The 14,426-nt window shown below is 56.1% G+C and carries 12 protein-coding genes and 1 pseudogene; 3 read left to right on the top strand and 10 right to left on the bottom strand.

Annotation, left to right across the window (positions count from 1 at the left end):
- Positions 1-190, bottom strand: a pseudogene (locus ACIPIN_RS09065) (relaxase); the annotation flags it as partial.
- Between the two features lie 223 nt (positions 191-413).
- Between ACIPIN_RS09065 and ACIPIN_RS09060 the strand changes: the two are divergent.
- Positions 414-608, top strand: coding sequence for a hypothetical protein (locus ACIPIN_RS09060; protein WP_401117642.1), 195 nt, complete (start codon positions 414-416; stop codon positions 606-608).
- A gap of 135 nt (positions 609-743) precedes the next feature.
- Here ACIPIN_RS09060 and ACIPIN_RS09055 read toward each other — a convergent pair whose 3' ends face one another.
- The 4 genes from ACIPIN_RS09055 to ACIPIN_RS09040 form a co-directional block, all read right to left on the bottom strand.
- Positions 744-1,703 (bottom strand): ArdC family protein, encoded by a 960-nt coding sequence (locus ACIPIN_RS09055; protein WP_401117640.1) that lies wholly within the window; start codon positions 1,701-1,703, stop codon positions 744-746.
- A gap of 136 nt (positions 1,704-1,839) precedes the next feature.
- Positions 1,840-2,169: a hypothetical protein gene (locus tag ACIPIN_RS09050; protein WP_401117638.1), complete on the bottom strand. Its 330-nt coding sequence runs from the start codon at positions 2,167-2,169 to the stop codon at positions 1,840-1,842.
- Positions 2,170-2,690: 521 nt separating this feature from the next.
- Complete coding sequence (locus ACIPIN_RS09045) at positions 2,691-3,392, bottom strand: restriction endonuclease (RefSeq protein ID WP_401117636.1); 702 nt, start codon at positions 3,390-3,392, stop codon at positions 2,691-2,693.
- A gap of 42 nt (positions 3,393-3,434) precedes the next feature.
- The gene (locus ACIPIN_RS09040; RefSeq protein WP_401117634.1) at positions 3,435-8,738 is read right to left on the bottom strand and encodes an AAA family ATPase; all 5,304 of its coding nucleotides are present in this window, start codon (positions 8,736-8,738) and stop codon (positions 3,435-3,437) included.
- A gap of 313 nt (positions 8,739-9,051) precedes the next feature.
- On the opposite strand from ACIPIN_RS09040, the gene ACIPIN_RS09035 reads away from it, so the two are divergent.
- Complete coding sequence (locus ACIPIN_RS09035) at positions 9,052-9,450, top strand: DUF3742 domain-containing protein (protein WP_401117632.1); 399 nt, start codon at positions 9,052-9,054, stop codon at positions 9,448-9,450.
- On the opposite strand, the gene ACIPIN_RS09030 is transcribed toward ACIPIN_RS09035, so the two are convergent.
- From ACIPIN_RS09030 to ACIPIN_RS09010, 5 genes are all read right to left on the bottom strand, one after another.
- On the bottom strand, positions 9,439-10,980 hold the full coding sequence (locus ACIPIN_RS09030) for a conjugal transfer protein TraG N-terminal domain-containing protein (RefSeq protein ID WP_401117630.1): 1,542 nt from the start codon (positions 10,978-10,980) through the stop codon (positions 9,439-9,441). The genes ACIPIN_RS09035 and ACIPIN_RS09030 overlap by 12 nt on opposite strands.
- A 10-nt stretch (positions 10,981-10,990) precedes the next feature.
- Positions 10,991-11,299: a hypothetical protein gene (locus tag ACIPIN_RS09025; RefSeq protein ID WP_401117628.1), complete on the bottom strand. Its 309-nt coding sequence runs from the start codon at positions 11,297-11,299 to the stop codon at positions 10,991-10,993.
- A 3-nt stretch (positions 11,300-11,302) separates the two neighbouring features.
- Positions 11,303-12,685: an integrating conjugative element protein gene (locus ACIPIN_RS09020; protein ID WP_401117626.1), complete on the bottom strand. Its 1,383-nt coding sequence runs from the start codon at positions 12,683-12,685 to the stop codon at positions 11,303-11,305.
- A complete protein-coding gene (locus ACIPIN_RS09015) occupies positions 12,682-13,638 on the bottom strand; it encodes a TIGR03756 family integrating conjugative element protein (protein ID WP_401117624.1) in 957 nt (318 codons plus the stop codon). The genes ACIPIN_RS09020 and ACIPIN_RS09015 overlap by 4 nt, the downstream gene beginning before the upstream one ends.
- Positions 13,639-13,743: 105 nt before the next feature.
- The gene (locus tag ACIPIN_RS09010; RefSeq protein WP_401117622.1) at positions 13,744-13,998 is read right to left on the bottom strand and encodes a helix-turn-helix domain-containing protein; all 255 of its coding nucleotides are present in this window, start codon (positions 13,996-13,998) and stop codon (positions 13,744-13,746) included.
- 169 nt (positions 13,999-14,167) lie between these two features.
- Between ACIPIN_RS09010 and ACIPIN_RS09005 the strand changes: the two genes are divergently transcribed.
- The gene (locus ACIPIN_RS09005) at positions 14,168-14,425 is read left to right on the top strand and encodes a LasR-specific antiactivator QslA (protein ID WP_401117620.1); all 258 of its coding nucleotides are present in this window, start codon (positions 14,168-14,170) and stop codon (positions 14,423-14,425) included.
- The last annotated feature ends 1 nt before the right edge of the window (position 14,426 follow it).

Here is a 14,426-nt window from a genome sequence, read left to right as displayed (position 1 = left end):
GATTTAAATCGAGCTGGATGAACTGTGCGTGAGAGAGGGCGGTGTACTGCCAGATGCGATCGAGCAACTGGCGGCGATGCTCCGCTGCTAACAAGCTGTGGGCCGACTCGATGGGCAGGTAACCTTCAGCGACGCTCACGGTCAGTGGCGGAGGGGGCTTCCGCTTTTTGTGGCGAAACAGACTGAGCATCGTGACCTCCGGGACGTGGCTGGGTCAGTGGCCTTTTAGCCTTTTCGGATAGAGCTCTTACCCTTGAGTCCCCATTCCCTTCCAACCCTTACCCGTCCTTTTGGCTCGTGTCCCTTTGTGCGGCAATCGGATTATCGATACTGCTACACTTCGTTTTGTTGGGGGGCTGGTACGGAAAAGAAAAGAGTCGGTACACTGCGGTGCATATTTTTTGGGTCTTGCCATGAACCTCACTGACGCCACGCTCGTGCTGCTGCTCGCAGCACGTATCCATGGGACCGACGAAGCCGTCAGGGCCTCGGCGAAGAGCGTGATCAAGAAGTTGCCGCGCAGTAAGCGCGATCTGATCTACAAGGTGATCGACAGCCGAAGTCCGCTCGAGCTGGTGGATTTTTTGGCGCAGAACCTGGATACGTAACGGCATGCTGCGGGTGTGCGCCTCTCTCTTGTACTTTGCGTGAGGGGCCCGCGGCATGGGGCTTTTTCTGGGCGCAGAAAAAAGGGCTCAACTCGCGTTGGGCCCTGTGAAGCGATTGCAGCGGTGAGGTAACGATTAAGCTCCATCGTTCATGCACAGCGAGTCATCCAAGACTACTTGCCCCAGTTGCTGCTCCAGGTTGAGTACATACTCCGAGGCGCTTCGGGCGTGACCACTGGCGCGGAAGATCGCGCGTTTGTCAGCCTTGAGCAGGCCGAGCCAGAAGTCGATGTAGCCCTCGTGCCGCAGCTCTCCCTGTATACCGGTGTAGGCACATAAAAAAGCGGCGCCCATTTCGGCGATCAACTCCTCAAAAGCGTAGCCTGGCGAGCCGAATGGACAGGATGACGTCACGCCTTCGCGTTGCAACCGAGAGCGATGTCCGGTCCAGTGCGTCAGCTCGTGAAGTGCGGTGGCGTAGTACCCACCTTCGTCGTGAAATTGCGCTTTTGTCGGCAGTTGGATGAGATCCCTGATTGGGTGGTAAAAGGCTTCGTCGGCAGGCCGATGAACGATGTGTGCACCCGAACTTAACAGCAAATTTTCCGCAGCGCTGTTGGCCTGGAAGGGATCAGTCGGTTCTGTGTCGATCAGTATTTCATCGAAAGTGTCGAGCCCTTCTGTTTGCTCGATGTTGAACAGAAAATGCGTCCTGAGAATGCCAAAGTGAGCGACCTTGGGCTGACCGTTTTCATCGAGTACGGGTTGGCCTGACTCGGTCTGTTCCTCGCGCTCCATTGGCTTGTAGAGCACTGCTAGGGCACTGTGCTCACCCTTACGGATGTGCCCACCGGCTTTTTTGGCTTGGTTGAAGGTCAGCCAACGATCTTGAGTGAACCCCTGCAACCTGGCCTCGGCCCAGAGCAACGGTAAATTGATACCCGAATAGGGACGATGCGTGATTGCGTTGATGGGGTAGGGTTGATGACCGATGTAAGCTGAGCCACTTGAGGACCAGGGTTTGATCCAGGGGGCAACGCCTTGGTCCAAAGCGGTAACGATCTTGTCAGTCACGTCTTGGTAGATATCGCGCATGGCATTTTCCTCGAGAGAAAACGGAGGAACGCCTTGCCCGTCGGGGAGGGTTCCCCGGTGGGTGATGGGTTGGATTGATGCAGGACTTGCATACCGTCTGAGTGTGGATCTGGGGGCTGAGTTCGGTCGTATGCGTTTAGCGTTGGTGTTCTCCTGCAAGAGCTATCAGCAATGCACCGGGCTGGTCCGGCTCGTGGAGTATGCTGAGGCTCAGTTGTAGCAACTGGTCATTGTGTGGATGGCCCCTTGGCGCGATGTGGACTACCTCAAACAGCACATAGGGCTCGTGTGGATAGTTCAGGTGGGCTCTGAATGTTGCGCGTAATACGTTGCTCAGCCGAGCGATCTGCAGCCTCTCAGAGTGATCTGAGCGCTCGAGCAGTACTGCGTTTTGCCAGGCGGCAGGGGTGAACACAATGGGCAACTGAAGGGGGTTCAGTGCTTCGGGCGTGAGTGAGTCGGACATGGTGTGCCTCCGTTGAGAGCGCGAAGAAACCTGTCCCGTGCGGGAAAGAACTTCCCCGCAGCGGGTTGAAAAAAAACGAGAGGAGTTTTCTGACGAGCAAGGCTTGAAAGGCACTCAGGAGAGAAGCGGGCGTTCATCACCACAGAAGCGGTCACCGTGCGAGCTACCGAACGCTAATCGCACTTTGGGGAAAACCATCACTGAAGTGACGTAACCTTGAAGGCTCTGGCTACCTGGGCAGGTGCTGTCGATAACAGCGATCCGTGCCTTGTATTTAGCCGAGTAATTTATGCGGGTCAACCACCTCAGTGATACCGTTCCATGAGTCCTGTCTGCTGACTTCCAGAGAGGTTTTTTCGGCTCAATGGTCTGATAAACGGTCAAGTGCGTAGTTGCAATCGACCTGAGCAGGTGTAGGCAGTTACAGGGTGTCGAGAGATGTCGTTCAATGGCCGGCACCAAGCAGGCACCGGCGGAAAATGATCGGCTCTGAGGGTGTTACGTCAAGAAGGTGATGTAAGTCAGTCGTCGGAATAAGTTATCTTTGACCTAAACCCCATTATCCCTATTCCGACATTGACCGCGATGCGCTGACGTACCTTGGCTCGTACTTCCGTTATACCAATCTGTGGCAATTCCACGCGCATCCCAGCAAATCCTTTCTCCATGAAGGAGATAAAATAGTCGGTATATGACGACTCAGGGTGGAGGGTTACTTCGACAATTTGCTCTGCTGCCGCGACCTTCTTAGCGCCATCCTGTAACCCCAAGGGCGAAACTATAATACCGCCTGAAGCTCCGGTATCAGTGATCTGGTAAGCTAGGGACGCAGTTGTCGCTTGGTCAATTCGACTCCCCCATCGCTTGCATTCAACAATCAAGAACGACTCGCCGTCGGCGAGTACGCCTTTGGCATCGACCTCCCACTTCGTGCCGCTCCTGCCTTCCACAGCCTGCTTGGCCTCTACCGCACTCAAGCCAAATTCAGAAGCGAATTTCTCCAGCAAATACCGAGCAACAAGCTCATAGCTCTCCCACCCCGTCATACTGTTTCTCCTTGAGATCTCTAAGATGAGATGCTGGGCGCCTGAGATGATTTTTCTAGGAGCCGCCACCGGCCGGTTTTGGGCGGTTTCTGCCGACGCCACGCCGGCAGTGTCGGCTTGCTTGCAACCGATTACGACCGACCGGAACCAACTCGAACCGGACAGTCGGAATTTCAACTCAACACTTTCTCTCGATGGGCCGAATTTCGTATTCTTTTTTCATAGCAATTGAACCCCTCGAAAAGCCTCGGCCTGTTCCAAGGCAGCGCTGCGGCGATCACCAAGGTCAATCAGTGCATCGAGAATCTTGAGTAGATTCTGCGCTTGAGCGTCGCGAAGTGGAAAGTTAGCGTTGGCAAGATGTTGGACCCTTGCTGCGGTGCGAGCAGGCAATGTGGTTCCCACCCAACTGACATTTGAATTTGCTAGCGCACTAAAAATTGCGTTGGTCTGATCAGCAAATGCATCAAGAGGATAGGCATCGCCCGCCTGTTCACAGAGCTTCAAATAATTTTGCATAACATATTCTGACCAGCCTGCAGCTGCGACTAGTCGGCTCACAATTGGCATAACCATATCGATCTGCGACCAGTTACCATTGGCGAAACGGGCGGCGCCTGGAGCCTCCTTCTCGACAGCTACGAAGAGCAACGCCTTGATCAGTTTAGGTATATCGTGCCCGTACACTTGACCGGCGCGATAGCTTTTCGGATCAAACGTTCGGTCGCAGATGAGGCGCTTAACACAATCGTTTAACAGATCGAAGGTATTTGCCGGAACTGCCGGAGCATCAAGGACCTGCCGCCTCACTGTGCAGTCTGCAAACCTAGCGAGGACGGCTAAGCCTTCCTCATCCTCCGTCAGGAAGGGGGCCAGAAATTCTTTGCGCACGAACGCCGTCTCGAAGAAGGGGGCGGCCCGGGCGAGCAAGTCGCCTAGGACACTGTTCCATTCAATCAGCGAGGTCCCGCCAATCTCTGATCTCCGCCTGCGCTTGTCTATAAGCCAGGACGGCATAAGTCGCTTTGACGTCCAGGTCACAAGCTCATTGAGGGCTATCGCGACCATCGGTTTGTAGATGCTTGATTGACACCACGCTTCAATAGGAAAGAGGGAGAACAGTTTTGCCGCAAACGTTGCGTCAAATGAGGGCTTGGCATCATTCCATCTGGCATCGTCTTTGGACTGGCCGTATCGCTGACTTCCCGGCATCTTGACCCACGCTGGTGGCACAGATGTAAGCGGCGCGTTGTCTGTCCCGCCCAATCTTTTGAGTGCGCGGGCGAGACTTTGCTTTCGTGCAACCCGGTCGACAATATAATCGTGATCGCGAAGCGATAGATCCATGGCGAGTTGGGCAGCGTTCCACCTTACATGATCGTCCGAACCCACAAAGATCCCATTGAACGCGAACTGAGCCACATCATCTATTGGGTGGGCAGTTAGTTCGAAGAGTCTCCGTACTGAATCATCGCGAGGTGAGCTTGAACGGCAGTCATGCACCAAGGCGACGATAAGGTGATTGGCGGGATGCCACGGTATCTTGGATCCGTGAAACGTATCCTTCGGCTCTATCATGTCCGCAACACGCCCCATCACCTTCCACGCCCAATCGAAGTCTGTTCCGGCAGGAGAGTCGAAGCGAATGACGACTGCGGCAACCGCAGAGATTACCGTCTGCGTCGATTGCTCCCCTGAGTTGGTTCGCTCGGTGAAAATGGTGCCGTTATCCCTGGCTTGGGCGAAGGCCACCGTATCGGCTAACGTCATTCCGTCGGCAATTGCATTGGCTTCAAGCGACTTCTTCGCCCATGCTATGACGCCATACTCCCGCAGTGAGTTTGTACTCTCCTCAAGGCGCCGTTCTTGTTCTAGCGTCATCGGCTTCGGTGGCTCATAGGAGATCAGGAGCCCGTCATTTTGGGTCTGCTGCTTGCGATAGTTTTGAATATCGCCAAGACCCGACCAGCGCTCCGCCTGCTCTTTCAACCACGCGGTAGTACCGGCATTGGAGCGTGCTTCTTCAACCTCGTGAGGTAAATAATCTGGGAAGAGTGCTAGCTCTTCCTTAAAGCGCTTGCGTAAGCTTGAGTTACTGTTCAACGCGAACTGCATTGCGAGCTCGCGAACCATGCGACTACGGCTTTGCCGCGAGTCAAGAAACTCCTTAGCTTTCGCCTTGTCGCCAATAAGGCGCGAAAGGTCCCCGAAACCTAGAATGTCTATATTTCGCATGGGCTCGTTTGCGATTCGGGCGATATCGTGGTGCCAGAGACGCTGACAGGTCACGATGGGAAGTGTCGTCTCAGACACATCGTTGGTCTCAAGCGCCAGGACGAGCGCCAACCCAAGAATGGCGTAGCATTCATTCCCTTCGACAATGTCCCGGATGACCTCGTCCGCCGGCCGGCCACCCTCAACTTGCTTGAAGGACCAATAGCTGATTGCAAGGAAAGAGCACGCCAATGGGGAGGACGCTAGCTGGCCCATGAACCAACTGTAAACATGCCAATCCCCCAAAAATTCCTGTTTTCCCCAAGGAAACTCGAGGACTACCGGAATAGGAGTTCCCATTCGATTACGGTTGATGAGCTGAACCTGATGCCAGCCTTTAGTCGCATGGTTGGAGAGATCGCGTACCAGTCCGAGCGCCGCCTCGGGATTTTTGGCAAAGAGACTGGCAAACGGTTCGTGAATGGGGGACTCCGGAGAGTAGTAGTCATGATGTCGGCTGATCCCAATGTCGTCGAGATCAATCCGGTCGCGCCCAATCGGAAAATGCACATGCTGTAGCGCGCGTTGCTGTTTTACCGTCCGATCGTCTTCAGGAATGGCGCGAAGGTGTTTTATCCTTTCGGCGTTTTCCCGATGCTCGAGTTCTTCACGCTCTAACCGATCCTGAGGTAGCTCTTCCATCAGCTCTGCCTTTGCCACGGCGACCACTGCCTCGGGAGCCACATCGGCCATAGTAGGCGTATATGCCATTAGGTCGCTGTATGCTTCGCGGCGCATACGTTTGTTCGTCACTGCACGTTCGAAAAGTGCGATTGCAGGTGCAGGGTAAGATCGCGCAGAGCGCATGATGGTCATTCGCAAATCGGTCGCGAGGCTGGATCGCGCCTCTCTGCCAAGCGCATCCCATCGGTCATGCGCTAAGTGAATCTCTTTGGAATACTCGACTCCCTCCAGTTCGATCAACCAGTCAGCGCACACTTCGATAATGATTGCCGAGCGTGGATTTTTGATATCTATGCACGCATTCTGCCAAACGCCAAAGACTTCAAGCATGTTGTGCAGTAGGCGGGCGGGCAGGCTATGGGCTATGGGAAATAACCAGTCCAAGAGTCGACCCCAGCTTTTGAAGTCGGAGGGCCATCCTAGCCGATCTGCTATGCCGACGCGGTCTAGGGCTACCACCCCGTTCATTGTGCTCTGAAGGATTGTCGGGCTTGGGATCGTGTGCTGGGCTTGAAACCAGACGAGCAGTTTCTCAAAGAGCACGTAATCGTTATCAGCAAGAAGTGCGTGAAACTCCGGGTGCCCTTGCGCAAAGGCGGGCGCAAAGGGCGGGGCCGTCAGCCACTCGCGCCGCCACTGCGGGCGGAGCGCCCGACCTTCGAGATTCCGGTAGCCCGCCGACCATTTCCCCGGTGAAGAGAGCCTGCTCTGCGCAAGGAGCCCAACCACGCGGCCGAGCAGTGGCGGCTCGCCAGCGTCGGTTAGACAGCTAGACCAATCATCGCCAAACTCAATGAGTTGCCGGAAAAAAACCCATTCAAAAAAAATGTCGTGCGTAAACGACCATGATGCTCCCCCGTCGTGATTTCGGATAACAAGATCAGTCTTCAACCCCGCGACCTGCGCAAAGGTGGAGTCTTTTAGCGTTCTGGCCAGAATGTTTTTGCCGAGATTACGCACACCTTTTTCGGCAAAATCCAGCAGCGCCCGTTGCCTTTGCGGCACTGCTTCCTCTGGCGCGTCATGACCAGCACGACTCCACCAGGCCGAGATAAGATCTACCTCGGTATGAGGTGTTGCCGAGTCGTCAGGAAAGCTTTGCGCGAGCACGGCCGCGAAAAACGGACGCCGGGCGATTTCTCTGACACCCTTAGGGCCGAATAGCAGCCGGCTCAAGTTGGGTTTTTCCTTCCCAAGAACCTTGGCTTCCTCGTCCGAAAAAGCGCCAATCGAAACATCGCCGATGCCAGTTTCACGATAGAAGCTTGTCGGGAACCAAGCGCGATAAGCCTCAAGCCCCTGATCGCGCGAGCTTGCTAAAACTTTCCAATTAGCCAGCTGTTCGTTGCCTTCGATCGCCCGTAGGACGTCGGTGATGATTCCTTTCTGATCAGGCCTAATACGGTCAATACCGTCGATGAACAGGATTGGAGTTCCAGCACTTTCAATCTCGGCGAGGAGGTCTTCAATCACGCGGTGCTGGATGCCGAGCGATGTTATAAATGTTAACCAGCTATTTCCCGCAAGTCGGTCTGATTTCAGGAACAGGATTGGTCCATTTGCGGCATCAACACTGGCGATACGCTTGAGCATCGCTGACTTTCCGCACCCCGGGAGGCCACTTAGGTTGACGAGCCGGCACTCGGCGAGACGATCCCTGATGCTTTTTTCCAGAATGGGGCGTTCAACGCGAAAACTGGCAATCTCTTCCGATACGTCGGCAAGCCCTGCTGAGCAGAACGACTGAAGGAGGTCCAGATCACGCCGATAGTTCGGAGCTACCTTGAGTCGTACGACACCCCGAAGATCAGCCAGCAGCGTTTGCCGCGTCCACTTACGGGCCGTTCCCGCAGCATCGCGCGCAATTCGGCAGAGACGGTCGAACAGCAGAACGTCCTGACCGTTTTCGTTAGCTGCAATAAGCTCCTGGAGGCGGCTGATAACCTCCGTTCGAAGGATTCCCCCTTCGGCCAACCCATTGATATTGAGTGTCACAAATTGCGAATAGAACTTTCGTTCGTCATCGGGCGTTTGGCCACCGATTAGCGGGGCCAGTTCTTCACGAAGCGAGCGCTCCGCAGCTGCTGCAGCACCGCCTGGGGCAAAGCGTCGGGCGAAGTCTTCTCCAGAAGGGCTGCTTTTGCCCCAGTCAATTAGGCGGCCTAGTGTTCGGAACGGCTCAATGGCGACGATTTCAGCGACAAAGCCATAGGCATCAAAATCAGCGTTAAAGGTGTCGGACGCCCTGGTGGCGATAGCGCGCGATAGGATGTCGCGAAAGTCAGAGTTGCTCTGCGCGGCGCTGATCTGAACTTTACGTTTAGCCTGAAGACTTAATCTTCGCTGAATACCATCATCGATAAGCTCAACGATGATGTCATCCATGGGATGGCCGTGCCCGTCCTGCTGAACAGCCACTGTTTTTACGACACCGCTCAAACCCGCAGCTCGCTCCTCCCTCAGGAGGGCGGCAAGATAGTAGGCGACGACTGTGTCTTCGTAGGTAAAGCCCGCTCCACCTGTAAGCTCAGTCGAGGTCGCCTGTTGCTTTGCTTCCTTGTCCATGGTTTCAAGGTCCATTATTTTCGCAGAGAGTAGGACTATAAGGTTATGAGGCGCGGGGGCAAAGTGAGTTTCGTAGTCGATCCCTGGAGTGTCTCTAGAATGACTGCTTATGGCTGCTCTGACCACTACACATCTGGTTGTCACACACCGCGTGTTCTGGTTTTAAAAGTACGATTCGCGATGTTTGCCTGTTGAGTTCCAAGGTGCTACTCCTGCTCTACGCGAACTGATAAGCGGTCGGATGCAAACAGCGTGAAGGAGTAGGCTTTTGCTACAGCATCCATCATGAAGGCGCTCAGAAGAGGGCAAGGCCATGTCAACTCAGCAACCTGTTCAGAATTCACGTGCCAATCGCTGGGCGTATATCTGTGGCATTTCGATAAAACGTGGATACCGCAGGCTGAAGGCTTTCGAGTCTCGCAGGGCCGAGCGTGCCGTGGCAGCAGGAATGCCCGCGGGTAGGTCACTCGTTCGCGGGAGCTTTTTAGTTGCCAACCTGGCCCTGCTGGCGGGCTTATTCTTTGTCAGTGTTTGGCTGGTTACTTTTTTTGTGATGATGCTGGCGGTCATCACTTTGCTATGGTTCAGGGCTTTTGTTGGTTCCGATCATCAAGAGAAAAATCCAGGGCCAGACTACCTAGGTGCTGATCTCTACATCGGTGACTTCGACGACAATGGGCATTATATAGGCGACAGCAAGTCATCTAATTGAGCGCTTAGCAGCACCCAATATTTGATCCGTACCTTTGCTCGCTGAGTCACTTGCTGCTTTGCTACCGTTCGCCAACATGCCTTGAATCCCGTTGCCGACTGAATATCCTGCCCAGCTCATGGCCCCTAGAAACAGCATCGGCAGCACGATGAACATCGCCCCCATCACATACTCAATTACCTGCGCCGTAACTGTCCCATCCATGAAGCCGGATGTGGGTAGCGATAGCAGCATCTGATTGGACGCCGAAACCTGGTTGTACAGCGTATCGAGCATGCTGGAGTCGACCCAGCGGGCGAGTTCCCACCAGAAGCTCAGCATGTGTAAGGTGAACAGCGCGAACGTCACGGTCATGACAGTTTTCAACTGGTAGGTACTGACCAACAGAATTAACGGCAAGCTGATGATGACGCCCATGATCAGGAAAGCCTGCACCATCGGCAGGGCGGCGCGTAGTGCATTCAACGCCGGGAAGTTGCTGAAGGAACCGAGGGCCAGCCCGGTGTTAGTGGCCAGGTTATTGAGGCCCTGATTGATCGACCCGCCGCGAGCACTGGAGCCATAGTCCTGGTACACCTGTCCGGGCGACATGGACATCGATTGCTGGCGCGGGCTGACCAGCTCGCGCAGGGTGGCATCCTCGATCTCGTTGCTCGAGCGGCCAGTCAACCAACCTTTCAGCTGAGTCAGCAGCGAAGGATCGACCTGCTGGATCAAGCGCTCGCGCAACCCGACACCGCTATCGCTCCACCACTGCCTGCAGGTGGGGTAGCCCGCGCCATTCTCCAGCCGCGGCAAGGAAACATCGCGGCTTTCGTCATACGGCCAACTGACTCGCGGTGTACGTGAGCGATCCGTATCGTAGTAGCCGGGGGTGTCGAGAAAATAGCTAGAGCCGATCCAGGCGGCGTCGTGACTTTGTGCCTTGTCCAACTGCGGGCGGTTGGTGAACAGCCGAGAACGGGAATAGCTATAGCAATCGCGGGTGAAGTCGGCGACTTCCTGCAGCAGTACCTGGCTGTCGATGCGCGAACTGTCGATCTCCATGCGCATCTGCCGGATATCCGGTGCGCAGGGGATGGAGGCGGTAGCCGCGGCGGTCACGCCTTTGCTCAAAGCATGCACCAGAAACCACCAGATCGGTACGTTGGCAGATCGCTCGCCAATGGTGTTGAAGGTGGTTCCCCAGGCTGTTTCTGCTGGCTTGGCCACACTAACGCCGCAGCGCTGGCTCGCCGCATCATCGAAGGCCATCGAGGCGAGGCTCAGCGGAAAGACGGGCGCGCAGCCGAACAACACAACGATGTAGGCCAGCCATAAACGGTTCTCGATCCGCGGCACCGAGAGCAGTCCCTTGTTGCCTTCATCCGCGCCTTGCTGACGGGCAGATAACCATTCCTGCAAGATGATTGCACCAAAGGGCGCGGCGAATAGCCCGGTGTCGGACAGGACGCTCCAGAGGCCGTTGTTGATGATCCAGGCCAGCAGAGAGAGGTAAAACTCCAGGTAGCTGTTGGTGCTCATGAGCATGGTGGTGACCTCACAGTCGGGTGAGTTCGACGCAGGTAAAGAGCACGACCGCTAATGTTCCGATGCGTTTCACGCGCAGTCGATCCTGTGGTCGATGTCGGTAGCGCCGAAGCAGATCCCACCAGAGCGCAAAGAGGGCGGCGTAGAGCAGGGCGCGCCACCACTGCAGATAAGGTCGTGCGGATTCGAATGCCTGCTGCCAGACCTCGAAACTACCCAGCGCAGTTCGGCTGATCCAGGCGACCAGTGCGGTAGTCAGGATCGTCACCGCGGCAATCCCCAGACCTGAAAGCAGAGTGAATAGCGGTGAGCGTTTCATGGCTCACTTGCGCCTAGCGTCAGCATCATTGAGTCGGCCCGGCTCAGGGTCGCCTTGCTCGACGGTACGCGAAGCATCGGCACCACCGGCGTGCCGGTCGAGCACCAGGCTGGCGGTATTGGTGGCCAGCATCTGCCGGACCTGCAGTTCGGTCTGCAGCAGGCGTATTTCGCGCTCCAGGGTGTCGATGTTTTTCATCAAGGCCGTCTGTGCCGGTTCGGCGGAGGCGATGTTCGGTTCGTGACTGCCCGCCAATAGGGTACGCAGTAGCAGGAGCGCCTTGTCGAGTACGCTGGACAAGGCAGTCTCACTGCTCAGGCGCCGTGCCAATAGATCCTGATCGGGATCGTCGCGCAGGGCCTCAACCACACCACGGGTCACCGGTAGCATCGAGCTGGAGGCTTTAGCCAGATTGTCAGGGGTAGGTGGCAGTGAGCCAGACAGTAACTCTTGCAGGGCCTTGAGGCGTTCGCTGTAGGCCTCCTGGATCAGCGGCGTCAATCCGCTGCCAGCAGTAGCACGCAGGGTTTCGCAGGTGTCGCAGGTCGCGACTTCGGTCTCGCCCAACACGCGGACGGCCCATTCGGATTCCTCTTGGGGCGAGGCCCAAGTCTGGCAAATAGCCCCACCCAGGCAGTCGTTGCTACTGATCGAAGCACTGTCATCCACCGTACGGTTATGCAGCAGGTTGTAGCCTGCGCGGACCACGTCAGAGGTCACATGGATAGGTGTCTGCCCATTACCTCCAGCCTTCGAGCCGCCGACCCAGGACACCCCATTGTTGCCGTTATGAGCCTCGGTGTTTTTCACCGCGGCCACCGCATCACCGCCGGTTTGTTCGAGATTGCCCTGCATCTCTTGGTTCTTGGCCAGCGCACCCCAGTCGGCTTGACCGACCTTGTCCGCCATCTTCTCGGCCATGGCCTGGCAGGTCAGTTTGGAACGATCGAAGTCGATACGGCCCTGCATCACCCCGTTGCTCAACAACTCATAGAGGCCGGGGTTGGCGCGCTGGATGATCAACGCCGGCAGTGACATCACGGCTTGGGTCGCGTTCTGCACGATGCTACCCATGATCTGCTGGAAACCTTCGGTGACGCCGTTTAACTGGTTCTGTAGGGTATTGGTGAGGCTCATGTTTCCGCACATCATGTTCGCTCGCCAGGATACGCCGGTGCCGAGACCGCTGGGTCGGTAGAGCGAGCTCGGTGAGCCCACCGCCGAGCCGCCACCGATGGTGTACATCACCCGGTCGTCGAGCACTTCGCCCTGGGTGCCCAGACGGTAATGGTCCTCGGCGGCGTGGACATGCATGGCAATGGCCAATAGTCCGCAGAGCAACAGACTTATCACACCCAACCATGGTCGCGTGAAAAACCGACTCACGACGCACCTCCTTCGAAGTCGATGCTGAACAGAAAGGTCTGTCCTTCACGTTTGCAACAGCTATAAGGACGCCACAGCGACCAGGCGTAGCCGCCATCCGCGCTCTGCACTGGATCGCTGGGGAAGATGGCGCACGTCGGCTGAACCTGGGGGTAGAGCAATTGCCATTTGTGGGTCGAAGCGTCGTTCTCAATGATCGGGCCAGGCGGCCAGTAACCGTCGTGCTTGGCTGGCGTGAGTGGTAAGTACACATGCGGTTGCCAGTTACGGGTGACGACATCGCCGGCCCGTTGCGCCATGACCGCGGCCGCCTTGAAGTCATCGGGCTGCACCAGAAAACCCTGCCGAGGATAGACGTTGCCCCACATGTTTCCGGAAGCCTGACGTCCAATTTCACGGATCCCTGGCATGAGCGACTCGGGGTAAAGACTTTCCGGGATGCCATGGCGCCAAGCCAGCGAGTCCAAGGTGCTCAGGTAGTAGGGCATGAACGCGGTTGCCCCGCTGACGCAGGCATAGCCGGATTGAGAGGCCAGTTGCGTTGTGGCCCAGCCCCCCGGGTGGCCGATGCCATCGACGTTCTTGAAACGCGGCAGGTTGTCGCGGCGGGTGTTCGGCGTGATCAGGTTGCCGCCACCCTCCGCGCCGCTGATGGGAGAGGAGAGGGCGGCCATCTCGGTCCAGGGGTTATTGCCGGTGGTGGCATAGCTAGAGACCACCAGTTCAGGAATGAAATGACGAACCTTGGTCGAGGTTTTGACTGTGCAGCCGAAAGGCGTGCAGAGGAGCCAGAAACAAATGCCGACGACCCTGTATTCGAGGCAGTTTGGGGAAAGCACGGAGGATGTGATGCTGCTGGTATCCAGCGCCACGCTTGGGCCGCACGCCAACAAGATGCTCAGCGCCAAGGGCCGGAGCTTTGGGGGTGTGATTGACGAGCAGGCAGCAGGCATGATCCAGGCTCTCGGTGTATGGCCTGGGCAGGTTCGGTTATGGGCGAAAGACTGTCAGTGGAAAAAAAGAAGGTGGATGTATCGGATTTGCGAGATGTGAGACTATTATTTGACGTGAAGGGAGCTGCGCAGGATGTCTGGTTCTGTAAGTAGTTGATCTGCGGTGATTTCGAAAATATTGGCGAGTTTGCACAGGACCAACAGCGACGGATTACCCGTGCATCGTTCGATTTGACTGACGTAGGTGCGATCCACCTCGGCCATGAGCGCCAGTTGCTCTTGGGTAAGGTTTTTCACGCGCCGCATCAAGCGGATGTTTTCCGCCAGATGCAGACGAAGCTGTTCGTAGTCTTGAGTCATGCGCGCAAGTTGCGCCTTGAGGGACTCTCAATCCACGGGATATAGTCTGCATCTGCATTGAGCTAGGCCATTTGGTGTGCATGCCTGTTATCGAGCATTCATTTGGTCTCGTTAAGATTTTCGAGGCTGGATTCAGTGTCTGACGATGAATCAAAAATCTAGGGTGTGTATGGACGAAAACTACATTTCAATTCCTGCGGCGGACGGTTGCCCAAGTCTTCTGACACCTTGGGGCAACGAATTTGCCGCGATGATCGAACGTGGCGTGCAATGCGCTCAGGCTTGGCTTGATACGCCCGGTGAGATTCCACTGTGGTGGGAGTTGGCACAAGCGCGCAAGACCTTTCCTGCTGGTGACTGCCAAGATGCTTTTGAAGCCGGATTCCTGTTGAGGATTCAGCAGCGGCTTCGGGGAGTATCACAATAAC

Source organism: Pseudomonas sp. NPDC087697, from assembly GCF_044743155.1.
GTDB lineage: Bacteria > Pseudomonadota > Gammaproteobacteria > Pseudomonadales > Pseudomonadaceae > Aquipseudomonas.
This window is presented reverse-complemented; position numbering and strand designations above follow the sequence as displayed.